Annotated in this window: 18 protein-coding genes; 9 read left to right on the top strand and 9 right to left on the bottom strand. The window is 36.5% G+C overall.

Annotation, left to right across the window (positions count from 1 at the left end; genetic code table 11):
• Positions 1-93: 93 nt before the first annotated feature.
• Complete coding sequence (locus CLV55_RS09320) at positions 94-963, bottom strand: DUF58 domain-containing protein (RefSeq protein ID WP_112113525.1); 870 nt, start codon at positions 961-963, stop codon at positions 94-96.
• A gap of 78 nt (positions 964-1,041) precedes the next feature.
• Positions 1,042-2,046, bottom strand: coding sequence for an AAA family ATPase (locus tag CLV55_RS09315; protein WP_112113524.1), 1,005 nt, complete (start codon positions 2,044-2,046; stop codon positions 1,042-1,044).
• A 169-nt stretch (positions 2,047-2,215) separates the two neighbouring features.
• Here CLV55_RS09315 and CLV55_RS09310 point away from each other — a divergent pair, with 169 nt between their 5' ends.
• The 6 genes from CLV55_RS09310 to CLV55_RS09285 all read left to right on the top strand — a co-directional run bounded on the left by CLV55_RS09310 (position 2,216) and on the right by CLV55_RS09285 (position 7,502).
• Entirely contained in the window at positions 2,216-3,082 is an 867-nt protein-coding gene (locus CLV55_RS09310; protein ID WP_112113523.1) for an aldo/keto reductase, read from the top strand.
• Positions 3,083-3,163: 81 nt separating this feature from the next.
• On the top strand, positions 3,164-4,309 hold the full coding sequence (locus CLV55_RS09305; protein WP_112113522.1) for an ATP-binding protein: 1,146 nt from the start codon (positions 3,164-3,166) through the stop codon (positions 4,307-4,309).
• A 212-nt stretch (positions 4,310-4,521) separates the two neighbouring features.
• Positions 4,522-4,911, top strand: coding sequence for an HU family DNA-binding protein (locus CLV55_RS09300; RefSeq protein ID WP_112113521.1), 390 nt, complete (start codon positions 4,522-4,524; stop codon positions 4,909-4,911).
• 663 nt (positions 4,912-5,574) lie between these two features.
• Positions 5,575-6,312: a metallophosphoesterase gene (locus tag CLV55_RS09295; RefSeq protein WP_112113520.1), complete on the top strand. Its 738-nt coding sequence runs from the start codon at positions 5,575-5,577 to the stop codon at positions 6,310-6,312.
• Positions 6,313-6,419: 107 nt separating this feature from the next.
• Positions 6,420-6,914 carry a DUF6646 family protein gene (locus CLV55_RS09290; RefSeq protein WP_112113519.1) on the top strand — a complete coding sequence of 165 codons (495 nt, stop codon included), beginning with the start codon at positions 6,420-6,422 and terminating at the stop codon, positions 6,912-6,914.
• 12 nt (positions 6,915-6,926) lie between these two features.
• On the top strand, positions 6,927-7,502 hold the full coding sequence (locus CLV55_RS09285) for a PhnA domain-containing protein (RefSeq protein ID WP_112113518.1): 576 nt from the start codon (positions 6,927-6,929) through the stop codon (positions 7,500-7,502).
• 112 nt (positions 7,503-7,614) lie between these two features.
• On the opposite strand, the gene amaB is transcribed toward CLV55_RS09285, so the two are convergent.
• From amaB to CLV55_RS09270, 3 genes are all read right to left on the bottom strand, one after another.
• A complete protein-coding gene (amaB, locus tag CLV55_RS09280) occupies positions 7,615-9,168 on the bottom strand; it encodes an L-piperidine-6-carboxylate dehydrogenase (RefSeq protein WP_112113517.1) in 1,554 nt (517 codons plus the stop codon).
• Positions 9,169-9,407: 239 nt separating this feature from the next.
• Positions 9,408-9,956, bottom strand: coding sequence for a 3-hydroxyanthranilate 3,4-dioxygenase (locus CLV55_RS09275; RefSeq protein WP_112113516.1), 549 nt, complete (start codon positions 9,954-9,956; stop codon positions 9,408-9,410).
• 57 nt (positions 9,957-10,013) lie between these two features.
• Positions 10,014-11,120 carry an endonuclease/exonuclease/phosphatase family protein gene (locus tag CLV55_RS09270; RefSeq protein ID WP_112113515.1) on the bottom strand — a complete coding sequence of 369 codons (1,107 nt, stop codon included), beginning with the start codon at positions 11,118-11,120 and terminating at the stop codon, positions 10,014-10,016.
• A gap of 140 nt (positions 11,121-11,260) precedes the next feature.
• On the opposite strand from CLV55_RS09270, the gene CLV55_RS09265 reads away from it, so the two are divergent.
• The 3 genes from CLV55_RS09265 to CLV55_RS09255 are packed head-to-tail and all read left to right on the top strand — an operon-like array spanning position 11,261 to position 16,073.
• Positions 11,261-14,143, top strand: a complete 2,883-nt coding sequence (locus CLV55_RS09265; protein ID WP_112113514.1) for a carboxypeptidase-like regulatory domain-containing protein — start codon at positions 11,261-11,263, stop codon at positions 14,141-14,143.
• Between the two features lie 11 nt (positions 14,144-14,154).
• Entirely contained in the window at positions 14,155-14,763 is a 609-nt protein-coding gene (locus CLV55_RS09260) for a choice-of-anchor J domain-containing protein (protein ID WP_112113513.1), read from the top strand.
• A 5-nt stretch (positions 14,764-14,768) separates the two neighbouring features.
• On the top strand, positions 14,769-16,073 hold the full coding sequence (locus CLV55_RS09255; RefSeq protein WP_112113512.1) for a DUF5689 domain-containing protein: 1,305 nt from the start codon (positions 14,769-14,771) through the stop codon (positions 16,071-16,073).
• Between the two features lie 91 nt (positions 16,074-16,164).
• Here CLV55_RS09255 and CLV55_RS09250 read toward each other — a convergent pair whose 3' ends face one another.
• From CLV55_RS09250 to gmk, 4 genes are all read right to left on the bottom strand, one after another.
• Entirely contained in the window at positions 16,165-17,160 is a 996-nt protein-coding gene (locus CLV55_RS09250; protein WP_112113511.1) for an NAD(P)H-dependent glycerol-3-phosphate dehydrogenase, read from the bottom strand.
• A gap of 272 nt (positions 17,161-17,432) precedes the next feature.
• A complete protein-coding gene (locus CLV55_RS09245) occupies positions 17,433-18,599 on the bottom strand; it encodes an iron-containing alcohol dehydrogenase (protein ID WP_112113510.1) in 1,167 nt (388 codons plus the stop codon).
• A 90-nt stretch (positions 18,600-18,689) separates the two neighbouring features.
• Positions 18,690-19,271, bottom strand: coding sequence for a nicotinate (nicotinamide) nucleotide adenylyltransferase (nadD, locus tag CLV55_RS09240; RefSeq protein WP_112113509.1), 582 nt, complete (start codon positions 19,269-19,271; stop codon positions 18,690-18,692).
• Between the two features lie 3 nt (positions 19,272-19,274).
• Positions 19,275-19,847 carry a guanylate kinase gene (gmk, locus tag CLV55_RS09235; RefSeq protein ID WP_112113508.1) on the bottom strand — a complete coding sequence of 191 codons (573 nt, stop codon included), beginning with the start codon at positions 19,845-19,847 and terminating at the stop codon, positions 19,275-19,277.
• Between the last annotated feature and the right edge of the window lie 19 nt (positions 19,848-19,866).

Genomic DNA, 19,866 nt, shown 5'->3' with positions numbered 1-19,866 from the left:
GTTCTTTATTTTTTTGTTTTTCTTAAGTTAATATTTAGATACTAATTTTAGTTAAAAACGCTACTATGTAATGGGTTTAATTAAAATCTGAAATCATCCTCTCGATTTAAAATAACCTAATAATTTGGTTACATAACTTTCATCTACACGCGTATTCACGATACCTGAACCACATTTTGAAAAAATATCCTTAAAATAAGTCACTTTTTCTTGATAGTTTTTCTCGTAATTCATGCGCACACTTTTTGAACTCGTATCCACCACTAAAATTTCGCCCGACTCGGCATCTTCCATTTCGACCATTCCGATGTTTGGCATTTTCTCTTCTCGGATATCATACACCCGAATACCTGTGATATCGTGTTTTTTTCCTGCAATTTTCAATGTTTTTTCATAATCCTCAGCAACCATAAAATCGGAAATCAAAAAAACAATGGCCTTTTTCTTTTGTGTAGCCGATAAAAATTTCAAGGCTTGTGTTAAATCCGTTTTTCGACTTTTCGGTTGAAATTCAATTAATTCTCGAATGATTCGAAGCACGTGAGATTTCCCTTTTTTAGGTGGAATATACAATTCGATTTCATCTGAAAACAAAATCAATCCAATTTTATCATTGTTTTGGGTAGCCGAAAACGCCATAGTTGCGGCAATTTCAGTAACCATTTCACTTTTAAGCTGATTTTTGGTACCAAAACGTTCAGAACCCGAAACATCAACCATTAACATCATAGTGAGTTCGCGTTCTTCTTCAAAAACTTTTACATACGGTTCGTTATAGCGTGCGGTAACATTCCAATCAATGGCACGAATATCATCTCCAAATTGGTATTGACGTACTTCCGAAAAGGTCATTCCGCGTCCTTTAAACGACGTATGATATTCCCCCGAGAAAATATGATCGCTCAATCTTCGGGTTTTGATTTCTATTTTACGAACTTTTTTAAGTAGGTCTTTTGTTTCCATCTATTGATAGTGTTCAGAACTCAGTTTTTAGTGTTCAGTTAATTCCTGAATACTAAACACTGAATACGGCTAACTGATTTAAGGCACTTCGATTTCGTTTACAATTTTGTTGATGATGTCTACCGAAGTGATGTTTTCTGCCTCCGCTTCATACGTCACGCCAATTCTATGACGCAACACATCGTGAACCACCGCTCTAACATCTTCAGGAATTACATACCCTCTTCGTTTGATGAAGGCATAGCATTTGGCAGCGGTAGCCAAATTGATGCTTCCACGTGGTGAAGATCCAAAACTGATTAAAGGTTTTAGGCTTTCTAAATTATATTTTTCAGGGAAACGAGTCGCAAAGATGATGTCGAGAATGTATTTTTCAATTTTTTCATCCATGTATACACTTCTCACGGCTTCTTGAGCTCTCAAAATCTGATCTACAGAAACCACAGCATTGACTTTTTCAAAGCCTCCTTTTAAGTTTTGTCGAATCACCAAACGCTCTTCATCCATTTTAGGATAATCAATGACCGTTTTGAGCATAAAACGATCCACCTGAGCTTCGGGCAATGGATAGGTTCCTTCTTGTTCAATCGGATTCTGAGTTGCCAAAACCAAAAACGGTTTTTCTAACTTAAAAGTTGTATCGCCAATAGTAACTTGTTTTTCCTGCATCGCTTCCAGCAAAGCCGATTGTACTTTGGCAGGCGCACGATTGATCTCATCTGCCAAAACGAAATTGGCAAAAATAGGCCCTTTTTTTATCGAAAAATCATTGGCTTTAATGTTGTAAATCATCGTTCCCACTACATCGGCTGGAAGTAAATCGGGAGTGAACTGTATTCTACTAAAGCTTCCCTGAACTGCCTGAGACAAGGTGTTTATGGCCAACGTTTTTGCCAATCCAGGAACTCCCTCGAGAAGAATATGTCCTTGTCCTAGCAATCCAATCAACAATCGTTCAACCATGTGTTTTTGACCTACAATGACCTTATTCATTTCCATAGAAAGGAGGTCGATGAAAGCACTTTCTCTTTCAATTTTTTCATTGATGGCTCTAATATCTAAAGCGGCAGCATTTTCTTCCATTGCGTTTATTTTTTGGTTTTCTAATGACTTCAAATTTTAACATTTCAAAATTGAATATTTTAACACGAATAGAATGTTAATAATGCGTTAAAAGTTACATTGCCTACTCGTTTTTAAGGATGATTTATGATTTTGTTTTAGTAATTTTAAACTTTTTAATAGAAAACACATGAAAACTTCATTATCGCCAATAATTGCAGGCACCATGAACTGGGGAATTTGGGGAAAAAATCTCTCCCGTTCTGAAATGAGTCGTTGCCTTATGACTTGCGTAGAAAACCACATCACAACCTTTGACCATGCCGATATTTATGGCGATTATACTACAGAGTCCGAATTTGGAAACGCTTTTACTGAAACGGGGCTTTCCAGAGACCAAATTCAACTGATTTCTAAATGTGGTATCCAACACACCAAGGGAAGACCCAATGTCTTGAAACATTACGATTATTCTAAAGAATACATTATTTGGTCGGTAGAAAACTCTTTAAAAAATTTACAAACCGATTATTTAGACCTCTTGCTCTTGCATCGTCCCAGTCCGCTGATGCAAGCAGATGAGATTGCCGAAGCAATAGAAAAACTGAAATCGGAAGGAAAAATTATAGACTTCGGATTGTCTAATTTTACTCCCTCTCAAACTGAATTGATTCGACAAAAAACAGCGGTAGGGTACAATCAAATTCAATTTTCAGTAACCCATCATCAAGCCATGCTCGACGGAAGTTTATACTACATGCAATTGCATCACATCACACCCATGAGTTGGAATCCACTAGGCACCGTATTTCGTGAAGACATTGAACAAACGAGAAGGGTAAAAAAAGTATTGGATTCCTTAATGGGAAAATACAATGTAACGGCCGACATTTTATTGCTTGCATGGATTTTAAAACACCCCGCCAAAATCATTCCGGTAGTGGGCACCGCCACGTTATCGCGAATACAAGCGTTATCCAATGCTCTTTCGGTTCACCTTGACACAATAGACTGGTTTGCCCTTTGGACCGAAAGTATGGGAAACAAAGTACCTTAAATTTAGTAATTAGTGAAAAGTGATTAGTAATTAGCATTTTTTTCCTACTAATCACTTTTTACTTTTCACCCTTCACTAAAAATGATCAACAAACGCTTACTTATCAAAAACCTTCTGGCTCACAACGATGAGAACAGCTTTTATGATAAAAAGCAGCAACTGAATTTGCATACTAAGGAAGGAAAAGCAAAATTCTTAAAGCATATTTGTGCGCTGTCAAATTCCAATCCATCCAATAATTCTTATATTGTAGTGGGGGTTGAAGATGCTACGAATGAAATTATTGGAGACGATTTTTTTGACGACAGCCGCATTCAGAATTTGGTCAATGCGTTTCTAGAAAATCCACCCAAAATTCAATATGAAAATGTCCCTTTTCCAAACCTGCCCAAAGATAAAGTGGTGGGATTGGTGACGATAAAACCCAAATCAAAACCGTCTTATTTCAAGAAAAATATTTACACCATACCAGCGCTCACAACTTTTGTGCGGGTGGGGAGTAACTCTATTCCAACATCTGAAAAGATTCCCTATTCAAAACAAAATACAGCCACAGTACTCAGTATTGAAAACAACGCACGAAACAGCATTTCAAATACGCTTGATGGGGTAATTGATTTTGTAAATCATCGACACAAAGACATGCCCTCAAAATATAAAGTGTTTAAGGAATTGTTTGTGATTTGTTGGGCGGGAATTCCCAAAAAAGTTAGAGAGAAAACCTTTTTTTCAAGAGTAGATATTGAGTTGGTCAACGAACAAATCAAACTGTTCTATTCGGCACAAGACGAAGTAGAAATTGCCTTTGATGAAAATACGTTTACCATTACCGAATATGTGCTTCTTGGACTCAACGATAAGACGAGTTATTATCCACTCGAACAACAAAAACTGTCTTTCTATGACAATGGGTATTACAAAATTGAAACTGAAATGCTTTTTGACCCTCCTCAATACAACAAAAAAGTCTTGTTTCATATTTACAATTCGACAGTATCCTTGCTTTATAAACTCGAAAAAAAGCAGGAGTGTACCCCACGCGAACGATTGGATTTAGAACACATTCCGTCTACGTTAATGATTTGCTACCTCAACGGTTTTGACGAGGCAAAACAAAAATTGATTGATGCCAAGCCTTTTTTAAAAAGTAACGAAAACCCAATCGTCTATATCAATTTTAAAGAAGTGATGCGCGTGTTGCGCAAAATAAAATATAGTGGGAGCTAAAACACATTTCCATTTCAGTTCATTCATTACAGTACACCTAGACTAGAGATTTGAAATAATCCTTAAAATTGATAATAACTAGTCCATAATGTTAATAAAAAGCACTTTCTATTGTTAAATTCCCACACTATCTTTGTAAAAGTAGGTCAGGCAAATATCCGAAGGTTTGCTCAGAGACGAAAAATAATTTTATAATTTAAACTTTATTCAAAATGGCTGTAAAAATTAAAGCTGTTCAGCGAGTGAATCCACAAGATGTGAGTGCACCGCAAAAGTTCTACGCAAAGGCCGTAGGAGATGGTAAAACCGATTTGAAAAGGTTAGCCAAAATGATTTCAATGCAATGTACTGTGAATCGTGCCGATTGTTTGGCCGTATTAGCAGCACTTGAAGACAACATTATTATGGAACTTCAAGAAGGTAGAATTATACAAATTGGAGATTTAGGCACCTTTCAATTGGGGGTTAGATCAACTGGAAGCGCTACTTCTGACGAAGTGAGTTCTGGTTCTGTACGAAAAGCACGTCTTAATTTTAGACCTGGAGAAGAGCTAAAAAAGATGATGAACAATCTTTCGTACCGTAAAAACGATGCTGCGTAGAGTACCACGCGCCTGAGTTTTTATTTTTTATCGAAAACCTCTTGTAGTTCCAGCTACAGGAGGTTTTTTTATGCTCTAAACGTTCCTGATATCGAAAAAAGTTTGCGCAACAACACCTCCCTTCTTGCCCAACAACTTCATTCTTCTTGCGCAACAAGGAAAACACTATTGCTCAAAAACAAAAGGATTGTTGCGCAACAATTTATTTTTCTTGCGCAACAGAAAAAAATAAACATAAAAAAAGCTCAGAAAAACGTTGAGTACCACGCGCCTGAGCTTACTTTTTTATCGAAAACCTCGAATAGTTCCAGCTAATCGAATTCGAAATAGTGCAGTAAATATACTATTTGTTTTGGTACGTTTATAAAATCTATTGAAAAAATCCGAAAATGATCACTATTGTTGCCTTTAAGGCGGATAAGTTTTCAACACGAGTCAAAAATAAACATCTTTCAGCATCTAAAATAATGAATCGTAATGGTAACGAGATTCCGAAACGAGTTCGGAATGACAAAGGAGGATGTTCGGAATGACAAAGGAGGACGTTCGAGAGGAGAAAGAGTTCGGAATCACAAAAGAACATAATTTTACAGCACAAATAAACAAAGGGCGCTGTAAAAAAAATACTTTTCTCTATCTTTGTTTATACGTTAATTAAAAACTATGAGCCGAACATTAGTAATAGGAGATATTCACGGAGGGTTGCGTGCCCTACATCAAATCATGGAGCGTGCTCACGTAACCACAAAAGACACCTTAATTTTTCTTGGGGATTATGTAGATGGTTGGAGTCAATCGCCACAAGTATTGGATTTTTTAATAGATTTAGGAAGCACACACAACTGCATTTTCATTCGGGGCAATCACGATGAGTTGTTATTAGATTGGTTATTAGGAAATTTTGAAAACTTTGACGAAAGCATGTGGTTCAAACACGGAGGCGAGGCTACGGTATTGGCTTACGAAAAGGTTACTGAAGCTACAAAGAAAAAGCATGTTGCGTTTTTACAAACCTTGAGAAATTATTATTTGGATGAGCAAAACCGCTTGTTCATTCATGCCGGATTTACCAATATGAATGGGGTAACTTATGAATATTTTCCTAAATTGTTCTATTGGGACAGGACGTTGTGGGAAACCGCACTCGCACTAGATGAAACGCTAGAAGAGACCAGTGTGTTTTATCCTAAACGATTGACGTTGTACCGAGAAATTTATATAGGCCATACGCCAGTAACCCGAATTGGGCAAACCATTCCCATTCAAAAAGCATGTATTTGGAATGTCGACACCGGAGCTGCTTTCAAAGGGCCTTTGACCCTAATGGATGTGGATACTAAAGAATTTTGGCAAAGCGAACCGTTGCCTCACATATACCCCACAGAAAGAGGTAGGAACTAATTAATAAAGAGAATAGAATAAAGAGAATAGAATAAAGAGAATAGAAGATTAAATTGTCATTACTATTGGTATTGAATTTCTATATTTGTACTCTAAAATGAAACAAAATGAAAAGGATTGTGCTGTTCGTGCTAGTATTAGCAAGTAGTTTTGCTAATGCGCAAGCGTTTAAAGGAAAAGGAGATCTTAAAGGTCAAGTGGGGTTGAATCTTCAAAGTGGAGGCTCGGGAATTTCCGTAATGTCCGATTTTGGATTGGGATCCAATATGTCGGTTGGGTTTTTAAGTTCCTACATGCTCAATGCCAACACCATCAATAATGAAAAACCTAGATTTGGAGACCGAATCGACGTAAAATTTCGTTTCAATGCCAACATTGGCGATGTTTTTCATTTGCCCAAAAATGTTGACGTCTACCCTGGTTTAAATTTAGGATTACGAAATTTTGGAGGGCATCTTGGCGGAAGATACTTTTTCACCCAAGGCTTTGGACTCTTTGCGGAGACTAGTTTCCCTTTAGCATCCTACGATTCGCATCTGAGTGGGTTTGACTATTACAACAACCAATTCGAGTTCCATATTGGGGCCTCTTTTAATTTATAAACCCTTCTCAAAATGAGTATTATTACCGAAAAAAGACTGAAAGACCGCAGTAATTCTAAATGTGAAATCAGTGGCAGCGATGAAAATTTAGTAGTGTATTTGGTGGAACCCAAAACAGAAGCTACACCCGAAAATTGCATTTTAATTACAAAAACATTAAAAGACCAAATTGAAAACAAGGAACTGATGAATCCAAACGATTGGAGAGGCTTGTCAGACAGTATGTGGAATGAAAATTTACCCGTGCAAATTGTTTCGTGGCGCATGCTAGCACGCCTTAAAAATCATGATTTACTCGACATGATGTATCTTGATGAAGAGGCTTTAGAATGGGCAAAAGCCACAGGAGAAGACGACGATGAGGAAGGAAAAATTGTACACAAAGATTCCAATGGGAATGTCTTATTGGATGGAGATTCTGTAGTTTTAATCAAAGATTTGGATGTGAAAGGAGCGACTTTCACTGCAAAACGTGGCGCTGCAGTACACAACATCAAACTGGTTTGGGACGATGCAAATTTAATCGAAGGAAGAGTAGAAAACCAGAACATTTATATCTTGACGCAATACGTTAAGAAAACGAAATAAGACTTAACCGCATAGGCTACAAAGTCTTGTCGAAAAGTTCGCAAATCTTTTAAATAAAAAGCGCTCTGAAATTTTCAGAGCGCTTTTGCTATATTCTATTCTCTTAAAAAGATTATAAATCAAATTTAATTCCTTGTGCCAAAGGCAATTGATCAGAGTAATTAATGGTATTGGTTTGTCTTCTCATATAAACTTTCCATGCATCAGAACCTGATTCTCTTCCGCCTCCAGTTTCTTTTTCACCACCAAAAGCGCCACCAATTTCAGCACCTGAAGTTCCGATATTTACATTGGCAATTCCACAATCGGAACCTGCAAAAGACAAGAATTTTTCAGCTTCTTTCATTTCGTTAGTCATGATAGCAGACGATAAACCTTGAGCCACACCGTTTTGTAATGCAATAGCATGCTCAACTTCACCACTGTATTTCATTAAATATAAAATGGGTGCAAACGTTTCGTGTTGTACAATTTCAAAAGAATTTTCAGCTTCAATAATGGCGGGTTTTACATAACATCCTGATTCGTATCCAGCACCAGAAAGAACGCCTCCTTCAACCAAAACTTTTCCGCCTTCTGCTTTTGCTTTCTCAATAGCCGCTAAATACGTATTTACAGCATCGGTGTCAATTAACGGTCCGATATGATTTTTTTGATCCAGTGGGTTTCCAATAGTCAATTGACCATACGCACCAACGATGGCATCTCGTACTTTATCGTAAACCGATTCGTGAATGATTAAGCGTCTTGTGGATGTACAACGTTGTCCCGCAGTACCAACAGCCCCAAACACAGCCCCTGGAACGACTACTTTTAAATCGGCCGATGGCGTGATGATTATTGCATTGTTTCCACCTAATTCTAATAAAGATTTTCCAAAACGTTGCGCTACCGTAGCCCCAACAATTCGTCCCATTCTAGTAGACCCTGTAGCTGAAATCAATGGAATTCTAGTATCGGTAGTCATCATTTCACCTACTTTATAATCTCCGTTGATGATGCATGAAATTCCTTCAGGTAAATTATTTGCTTTTAAAACTCCAGCGATAATATTTTGACAAGCGATAGAGCATAAAGGGGCTTTTTCTGAAGCTTTCCAAACACATACATCACCACAAATCCATGCTAATGCTGTATTCCAAGACCAAACGGCTACTGGAAAGTTAAACGCCGATATAATTCCAACTACTCCAATTGGATGCCATTGTTCTCTCATCACGTGACCTGGACGTTCTGATGGAATGGTTTGCCCGTTTAACTGACGGGATAAACCCACTGCAAAGTCGCAGATGTCAATCATTTCTTGTACTTCTCCATATCCTTCTTGAAGCGATTTTCCCATTTCATAAGAAACTAATTTTCCAAGAGGCTCTTTTAGTTCTCTTAATTTATTTCCAAATTGACGAACAATTTCGCCACGTTGTGGTGCAGGCATGGCTCTAAACGTTAGAAAAGCGGCGGTGGCAGTTTCCATCACTTTTTCATAATCAGCCGCTGTGGTCGTGCGTACTTTTCCTATAAGTTGTCCGTCTACTGGAGAATAACTCTCGATGAGGTCTCCATTTGAAAAATGATGGCTTCCTGTTGAAGTTCCATCATTGATGGCTTTTACACCAAGGATTTCAAGGGCTTCGGTCATTCCGAATTGTTGTGCAATTGTTGACATGATATGTTTTGTTTGTTTTTGTTTGTTAAAATTTTATACAAAAGTAGCGGTTTATTTTGAATTTTTAATACCCGTAGGCATACTAGGCTTTATTGGGCTCAAATTAGAGATAAAATGAAGCTCTTTCGTTTTTTTTTGCTCCTAAAATATTTTTACAGTGAAGACTGAAATGCAGGTGCTACATCCTTGCCGATTTCAGACGGCTACACCAAAACTAGGGATTTCAAGCCCATAAGGGTTTATTGATCTTCTTTTTTGGCTATAAATTTTGAATGAGTTTCCATAACCGTTCCGCACTTCGAACATGTTCTTTTTTCTTCAGAACTATAAAAATCATTAAAATGCGAAAGAAAATCATTTTCAATATCGTGCAGCTCAAAATAAGCTTCATGTAGTTTGTGATTGCAGTTTTCGCAAAACCACAACAAGCCATCTCTATACCCCATCCCAGCACGTTTTCGTTCGATAACTAATCCAATTGAGTGTTCGGTTCTGCTTGGCGAATGAGGCACTTTAGCAGGAAGTAAAAACATGTCGCCTGCCGAGAGTGGCATGGCTTTTTTTACACCGTCTTCTTGAATATAAACCGTTATGTCACCTTCTAATTGATAAAAAAGTTCTTCGGTTTCATTATAGTGATAGTCTTTTCGAGCATTGGGTCCGGCAACAATCATCACGATATAGTCTCCCGATTCCACATAAATATTTTTATTTCCAACAGGTGGAACTAATAAATGTTTGTTTTCTTGAATCCATTGATTCAAATGAAAGGGTTTCTGTACAGCCATTGTTTTTTGGTACGAAAATAAAAAAAAGGGGAGAATACATCAACCCCTTTTATGCTATTAATTCATTTGTTTTATAAGGTAAATGTATACGGGAAAGTGGTCACTAAACCCTACATCGTTCATGGAGTGTCGCAAAGGATATCCTTTGTATTGTCCTGTCGTTTGTATTAAATAGGGCGGATTCCAAATCCCTGCTTTCCAATAACGAAATGAGGTGTAATCACTTCTTGTTAACGGTTCTGAAACCATAATTTGATCAAAAATATCACCTGCATCTCTGTAGAATAGCGTCGCATTTCCTTCTTTGGCCATTTGCTCAAAAGGGTTGTAAATATCGCCAGGGGCTTTCAATTCTGTTTTTTTCAACTTAGCACCTAAGGCTACTTTTACACTACGGTTGTAAGACCCATCATTCAAATCACCCATAGTGATGATTTTAGCGTTGGGGTTTATTTTAACAAGCGAATCGATAATTTTTCTGTTTAATGCTCCCGCCGCTTCACGAAAAGGAGAACTTTTCTTTTCCCCACCTGCACGAGAAGGCCAGTGATTGACAATGATATTTACTTCTTCCCCATCTAAAAATCCTGTTACCAATAATTGATCTCTAGTGAATACTCGTTCAGAGGTATTGTCCTCTGCTACTTTATCATCGGTTTCTTCGTCTTTTTCTTTTTTTGTTACTTTAGCTTCTTGTTTTTTATAGATTATAAGCGGAATGTTGATGTAACTTGTCGGTTTAAAATGTTTTTTCTGATAGAGTAACGCCACATCAATTCCTCTTTTATCGGGAGAGTCAAAGTGAACAATACCATAATCGTTTGCCAACATTTTAGGTTGTTTGATAAGATCTTCTAGAACGCCTCTATTTTCAATTTCGGCACCACCTATCAACGTTGGAGCATTTGGATTTCCACTTGTTCCTATTTCTGATAATACATGCGCTAAGTTTTCTAATTTTTGATGATATTTCTTTGAAGTCCAGTTCTGAGCACCGCCAGGCAACCATTCTTCATCAATGATTTTAGGGTCGTTAATGGTATCAAATAAGTTCTCAAAATTGTAAAATGCCACCGTATGAATGTTGTATTTTTTGGCTTGGGCATGTACTCCAGAAATTGCGAATACTACAATAAAAAGAGCAATTAAGTTTCTAATTTTCATAAATCACTAGATTAAATTTAAATTAAGTTTGTTACAAACTTGGGCTCAAAAGTAAATAATAATATTAAATGATGTACATTTGTAGGCTGTTAAGTTTTTATTAAGACTCGGCAAAAAAGAAAATTAACTTTATTTTATTTATGAAAAAAATTATTTTTAGTATTTTGTTCGTAATGCAAATCGCTTTTGTTTTCGCGCAATCAGGAACTGGTTTTACAGGGAAAGTTGTGGATTCAAAGACGCAAAAACCATTACAAAACGCTGTAGCTTCTGTACAGAATTTGGGCCTCACTGAGGTGACTAATTCTGAGGGTAAATTTACTTTTAAAAGTGTTTCCGTAGGATCACAAATGGTACTGATTAGTACTACTGGCTACAAAGACCAACTGCTTTCTGTTGAAGTTGTTGCTGGAAAAATCGTTGATTTAGGAGTAGTTGTCCTAGAAGAAGACATCACACAAGATCAACAATTAAGTTTGGTAACGATTACAGACAACGATTTGGGAGATGATAACAGTGGATCGGAAACTACGGCGAGTTTATTACAAGCTTCAAGAGACGTTTTCAACCAAGCGGCTGCTTTCAATTGGGGTCAAGCACGATTTAAATTACGCGGATTGGATAATGCCTACAGTAATGTAATGATTAATGGGGTTTTGATGAATAAAATATATGACGATCGTCCACAATACAGCAACTGGGGTGGGTTAAATGATGCGTTAAGAAATCAAGAATACACTAATGGTTCTGCTCCTTCTGATTATACCTTTGGAGGAATATTAGGAACTAACGAAATCAATACCAGAGCTTCTTTAAATCGTCCAGGGAATCGTGTTTCTATGGTGGGAACAAATACCAATTATTCAGGAAGATTAATGGGGACTATTGCTTCTGGGATGCGTAAAGATGGATGGGCCTATGTAGTATCTGCTTCGAGACGTTTTGCGAATGAAGGATATTTTGAAGGAACAACCTATAGTGCTAATTCGTTTTATGCTAGTGTTGAAAAGAAAATCAACGACAAACACAGTTTAAACTTCACGTCTATTTATGGACAAAATAAAAGAGGTAAAAACTCTCCAAATACACAAGAAGTAACCGATTTAAAAGGGATTAATTATAATTCATATTGGGGATACCAAAACGGTCGCGCTAGAAATTCTAGAGAGAAAAATGTGGAAGAACCTATTTTCATGTTGACTGATTATTGGAAAATAACTCCAAAAACAAACATTACAACGAGTGTGGCGTATCAATTTGGAAAAATTGGAAACACTCGTTTGACCTATCAAGGGGTGACTAATCCAGACCCAACATACTATAAACAGTTACCAAGTTCAATAATCTCTTTATATGATACTAATACTGGTGCTTGGACACCAGGTGGAATTCAAACCCCTTTAGATCAGCCAATTCCAGCATATGCTTTTGATCAAGCTGAGGCCTTGAAAAACAAATTCATCAATAACGGTCAATTGGATTGGGAATATATGATTAAAGCGAATACCCACCAACAAGGAGGAAATACAAATAGTGTATATACTTTGTATGAAGACCGAACAGATGATAAATTGTTTACGGCTAATACCGTAATTAGTTCGCAATTGGCTCAAAACATTGTGTTTAATGGGGGTGCCACTTTTAGAAACTTACGTTCACACAACTTTCAAAACATGTTAGACCTTTTAGGAGGAGATTATTTCAGAGATGTGACTCTTTATGGAAATGGACCTAGTCAACAACAATCTGACTTAAACAATCCAGAGAGACATGTAGGTGTTGGAGATACTTTTGGATACAACTATAATTTGTTTTCAAACAATTATACCGCATTTACCCAATTTAAATTTTTCTATAAAAAAGTTGATTTTTATCTAGGACAAACCTATTCTCGTTCAGAATATCAAAGAGAAGGGTTGTATAAAAACGGATATTACCCAACAAACTCTTTTGGAAAAAGCGAAAAATTATCATACGATAACTTTGGATTTAAAGGAGGTATGACCTACAAAATTTCAGGAAGACAATTCTTGACATTTAACGGGGTGTACATGACAAAAGCGCCTGCATTACGAAATGTATTTAATAATGCTCGTGTTAACAATAATGTTACAGACGGATTGGCAAGTGAAACGATTTCAAATGCTGATGTAAGTTATGTTATCAATTCTCCTAAATTTAAAACAAGATTAACGGCATATTATACACACATCAAAAATCAAACAGAAACGTCTTTCTATTTTGGAGATGGAGTAACTTTTGAAGACCCTACTACAGATTCTAATGTGACGAGTGCTTTCGTAGCAGAGACTGTAACCAACATTAGTAAAAGAAACATAGGTCTTGAATTTGGATTTGAATACCCAATTACCTCTACTGTTAAAATTACAGGAGCTGCGGCGTATGGAGAATATATCTATGACAACAATCCAAACGTTTCTGTAAATATTGATGCATTAGCAACGGCTACTAATACAAAACCTGTAATTAATTATGGTCAAGCTTTAATTAAAAACTACAAACAATCGGGAATGCCACAACAAGCGGCTTCTATTGGAATTGAATACCGTGATCCAAAATTCTGGTGGGTGGGTGCCAATGCTAATTACTTAGGAAGTTCTTATATTGATATTGCACCAATTACAAGAACGTCTCACTTCTATGACGATCCAAATTTATCACCAGGAGTTCCAGTGGCTGGAGCAACAGAAGCAAGAGCAGCTGAATTGTTAAAACAAGAAAAATTCAACGATTACAGTTTGATTAATCTTTCTGGAGGAAAATCTTGGAAAATCAAAGACAAAACAATCGCTATCAATGTTATGGTAAACAATGTGTTTGATACAAGATACAAAACAGGTGGTTTTGAACAAGCTAGAAATTCAAACTATACACAAATGGATCAAGATTATACCCCACACGTTGGACCAAGTGGTGCTACTACAATTAACCCAACGTTTGGACCTAAATATTTTTATGGGTATGGTAGAACGTATTTTGTAAACTTATCTATTAACTTTTAATCAATAACGCTATGATATCAAAAATTAAACTTCTTTCACTTTTTGTTGTTTTGGGTTCAGTGTTTTCAAGCTGTACAAAAGATAGCGATGTGGTTTATCCTTCAATGAAAAATGTCTATTTTTCAGAGAATTTCGATAGCGGTGTCGCTTTGCCAACGGGTTGGACTACTTTTGCTCAAACAGGTACGACTGTATGGTCTGCGGGAACCTATGGAGGTGACGGCTATGTACAATTAAATGGGTACAGTACGTCGAGTTCAGCGCCTTCACAATTAAATAGCTGGTTAATTTCACCACCTATTAATATGGATGTGGTAGATGGCGAGCAATTATCCTTCCAAACGTGTCACAATAAATACGTAAACACAACTACTAATATTGTAGAACTTTATGTTTCAACAAACTATAACGGTAGTAATTTTACAGAAGCTAAATGGACGAAAGTTGATTACAATATGCCACTTCCTTATCCACTGACCGATAAATACATATATGTAAATTCAGGAGCCATTGATTTATCAAATTATAAAGGAACTTTATACTTTGCATTTAAATATATAGGTGTTCCTGCATTGAGTGGAACGTTCCAAATAGATAATGTTAGAATTATAAGTAATTAAAAAATATGAAAAAGAAACTTAACCTTGTTAAATCTAGTTTTTTACTAGCGCTTTTTATAGCTCTTTCGAGTTGTACCGATAGCGATAAATCGTATCAGAGTGGTGCTCCTGAAATTCAGACGTATGCCTTCACTCCAACTATTACGGTGGCTTCTTTAAATAGTATAGCAACCCCTACACCAACGCAATACGCTGCAGATGATATTATTGAAGCGTATGTTACCTCTAATGATGCAGCGGGCAATTTTTACAAATCTATTTCTTTTCAAGATGTTCAGATTGGAACTTCAACGCCAATCGGGTTTAGTGTTGCGGTTGATAAAGCGATGACGTATGCCGACGGTTTTTACCCAGGTAGAAAAGTGTACATCAAATTGAAAGGATTGTATTATGGGATTCAATATGGGTCTTTGAAAATTGGAGTAGATGCTTCGTTAAACGGTATTGAACCTTTAGATTATCAAAAATTTCTTTTCCCATCTGCAACTGTAGTGGACGAAAGTACGCTATTGAGACACATGACTTTGGCCAATGCGCTTTCAAATGCTAACTTAAATACTTTAGTTGAAGTAGATAATGTTCAATTTGCTAAAGGTTCATTAGGAAGAACTTATTTTGATATTGATTCTGGAGGATATGCTACCAACCAAATGATTGAAGATCCAAATTTAGGGACGACAAGCATTTGTAGAATAAGCAAATATGCTCCCTTTTCTGTAAATATGGTTCCTTCAGGAATGGGATCTATAAGAGGAGTGATGACCAAATACAATACCGATTTTCAATATATGGTACGTTATGAAAGTGATTTCAAACTTACTGGGGCTCGTTTTATTCCAGCTTTAAGTGAAGATTTTAATAATGGTTTGACAGCTTGGAATGCTTACAGTGTTTCAGGAGCACAAGTTTGGGGACAAGCTTCCTATGGAAATCCTGCTCCATGTGCTTCAATATCTGGTTATTCAGGAGGAAATAAAGCTAATGAAGATTGGTTAATTTCACCTGTAATGAATTTTTCAACATATACTAATGTTACTTTAACTTTTGATAGTGCATACAACTATCCAGGTGCACCTATTCAAGTGTTAGTGTCTAGTAACTATACTGGAACTGGAAATCCAAACTCAGCAACATGGACTCCGTTGTCTCCAATTCTTTCTACAGGTAGTTTTGCTTGGGTAAATTCTGGTCCAGTAAGTTTATCAGCTTTTGCAGGTAATAATACTGTATATGTAGCATTTAAATATACTTCAACCACATCAGCAGCTTCAACTTGGGAAATTGATAATGTTAAAGTTATTGGAAATTAATTTTTTTACATTAAATACAAAAAACCGTCTTTTATAAGGCGGTTTTTTTGTTATTGATATTATATTAAGAATTAGTTCGCTTTCTAAAGAATTAATCCATTTTTTCGGTTAGTTTTTTAAAGACCGTTCTGGCGTTTTTCCCTTCATAAAGAATTTGATATACTGCATCAATAATAGGGGTTTTTGCTTTATATTCTTGATTTAAGGCATACGCACTTTTTACCGCATAATATCCTTCGGCTACCATGCTCATTTCCATCATAGCCGATTTTACAGTATAGCCTTTGCCAATCATATTTCCAAACATTCGGTTTCTAGAAAACACAGAATATCCCGTAACCAATAAATCTCCTAAATACGCCGAATCATTGATGTTACGCTTCATTTTGTGCACTTTTCTTATGAATTTTTTCATTTCACGAATGGCATTACTCATAATAACAGATTGGAAATTATCGCCATACCCCAAACCATGTGCAATTCCAGCCGCAATAGCGTAAATGTTTTTAAGCATCGCGGCATATTCGGTTCCGATGATATCATCTGAAATTTTAGTTTTGATGTAATTTCCAGCGAGTACATTTGCCACTACTTTTGCTTTAGAGGCATCACCACAGGCAATAGTTAAATAAGACAATCGTTCTAAAGCGACTTCTTCCGCATGACAAGGCCCCGTAATCACTCCAATATTCTGATAAGGAATGGTATATTTTTTATGAAAATGTTCCCCAACAATTAGAAAAGTTTCAGGGACAATACCCTTGATGGCCGAAAAAATTACTTTACCCTCTAAGCTTTCGGTGAGGTTTTCTAATTCTCCATTTAAAAAAGCAGACGGAATAGCAAAAATAATATAATCGGCATAGCGCACCGCCTCATTAATATCTGAGGTCAAGATTAATTTTTTGGTATCGAACTCAACAGAACTTAAGTAATTGGGGTTGTGTTTGTAGGCTTTTATGTGGTCAATTGCGGCTTGATTTCGCATATACCATGCAATTTCGTTAAGATTAACACACAACATTTTAGCAATTGCAGTAGCCCAACTTCCCCCGCCAATCACTGCAAATTTTATATTTTGATTCATTTTTTCAATAGTTTGAAGAATCAAAAATACAGAATTTTATTGAATCGAGAATACCCAAGGATTGAGATTCAAATAAATAGATGTGAAAAGAAAAGATACTTTTTTGTAATTCAATACAATAAGAATTTCATTTTTACGTTTTCTGTATACAAATAGACTCTAATGGGACTATTTTTTGTATTACTTTTTGTTTTGGGTTTGAAAAAGGCGTTCTAGAATATATCTATGAACGCCTTTTGACTGATGTTTTGTTTTAGAAAATAAAAAAGAGGTTAGTAACTCATTTCCACAATTTCTTGAACTTTCTCTAACGTGATATTTTGTCTTTCTCCTAGAGCATTCCATCCTCTTTCTTGAAAACGTTTTACAACCATCTCTGCTGTATTTTCTATGTTTTCAGCATTTTCTGAAATTTTGGTTTTCATTCCCATAATGTGGAAAAATTCGATGGTTTTTTCAATCGCTTTTTGAGCATTTTCCTCCACCGAATTTTCGGAAAGATTCCAAACTCTTTTTCCATACTGAGCCAATTTTTCTTTCTTGGTTTCAAACATGACTTTGTATAGATTCGGACCAATTATCGCCAAGGTTCGAGCATGATCAATTTGGTATAGTGCAGTTAACTCGTGTCCGATCATGTGTGTAGCCCAATCACTAGGTACTCCTTTTTGAATCAACCCGTTTAAAGCCATAGTGGCACACCATACAAAATTGGAAGCCAAGATATAATCACTTGGATTTTCAACCACATTCGGACCAATTTCGATGAGTGTTTTTAAAATACTTTCGGCAAATCGATCTTGTAAAAACGCCTCATGGGGGTAGGTTAGGTATTGCTCCATAACGTGTGTAAAGGCATCTACGACACCATTTTGTAGTTGTCTTTTTGGAAGTGATATAATGACAGTAGGGTCAACGATAGAAAATTTTGGAAATAATGCACTCCCTCCTAAAGTCAGTTTTTCTTGAGTTGCAGCGATGGTAACTACGGCTCCCGAATTCATCTCAGAACCAGTAGCAGGAAGGGTTAACACCGTTCCAAAGGGAATTACTTTGGCTCCAGCTTTAAAAAGAATGCGTTTTCTTAAAATATCGGCAGCATCCCCATCATAATGCACCGCCGCAGAAATAAATTTGACGCCATCAATCACACTTCCTCCACCAACGGCAAGGATGAAGTCAATATTTTGTTCACGAATGAGCTGCACCGCTTTCATCAAGGTTTCAAAATGGGGATTAGGTTCGATGCCTCCAAATTCTACCACTTCAAACCCTTTCAATGCTTTGGTTACGGCTTCATGAACCCCGTTTTTAAAGATGCTTCCCCCTCCATAGGCTATCAAAACTTTAGCGTTTGCAGGAACTAGTTCGGCTAATTTTTGTACTTGGTCTTTACCAAAAATATAATTTACGGGATTGTATAATTCAAAGTTGTTCATGATGTTTTAATTTAGAACGACAAAGGTACAAAATGAACCCACGAACAAGTGGTAAAGGAATGTTAAGGTGTAACTAAATAAAATCTAAGTTTATGACCTGTAGAAATTATTGCGCTCTAAGTATTCCCAAACTTGTTCAGGAACTAAAGGGCGTACGTTCTTTTTGTTTTTAATACTATCTCGAATCAAGGTAGAAGATAACTCCACTACTGGAGCGTTTACCATGTGAATTTTGGGATGGTTTACAAATTGAGCATCAACAGTACCCGAATGCAATCGAGGATAGACATAAATTTCGTGATGAGCCATAATGTATTCATAATTTTTCCATTTATGTAAGGCGTTTAAATTGTCTTGACCCATGATTAAACAAAATTCGTGTTGTGGGTGCTTTTCATTCAAATGGACTAATGTATTGACGGTAAAATTTGGCTGAGGCAGTTTAAATTCCACATCTGAAGCTTTAATTTTTGGATAGGCCTCGGTGGCTAAATTGACCATATACAACCGTTGGTAATCATCCAATAAGGTACTTTTTTGTTTGTGTGGGTTGTGTGGCGTGACTACCATCCAAATTTGATCTAAATCGGAATGTTCTGCCAAATGATTGGCAATAATTAAATGCCCCACATGAATGGGGTTGAATGTTCCGAAATACAGACCAATTTTCACTATTTAATCTTTTGAAATAAACTTTTTTACCAATTCATAAGCTTCCGCTTTCGCAACATCCAAATCATAATTTTTAATGATTTTATCAAATTGTGGGGCCGTAGCCAACTCTACATGGGCTTTAGCAATTCGCATATTGATTTTATCATCACTTTCGGTAGAACGTTCTTTGAGTCTTCGTTTAAGTTCATCTACACTAGGAGGTTTGACGAAAACAGCTAGGGTTTCTTCTGGAAATTTTGATTTTATGCGTAGTCCACCTGCCACATCAATGTCGAAAATCACGTTTTTACCTTGAGCCCAAATGCGCTCCACTTCACTTTTTAACGTTCCATAAAAATTATCGCGATACACTTCTTCCCATTCTACAAAATCTTCTGCTTTAATGTGCTTTTTAAAATCGGCAATAGACATAAAATAATACTCTTTTCCATCAACTTCTTCTCCACGAGGGTCACGGGTCGCTGCTGAAATCGAAAATTCCAGATTTAAATCGTCTTGTTGCAATAAATGCCTTACTATCGTGGTTTTTCCCGAACCTGATGGTGCTGAGAATACGATTAATTTTCCTTTCATTTTAGTGATTAGTAAATAG

The organism is Flavobacterium aciduliphilum (assembly GCF_003268855.1).
Classification (GTDB): domain Bacteria; phylum Bacteroidota; class Bacteroidia; order Flavobacteriales; family Flavobacteriaceae; genus Flavobacterium; species Flavobacterium aciduliphilum.
The sequence above is the reverse complement of the archived record's forward strand: the minus strand, read 5'-3'. Positions and strand labels throughout refer to the sequence as shown.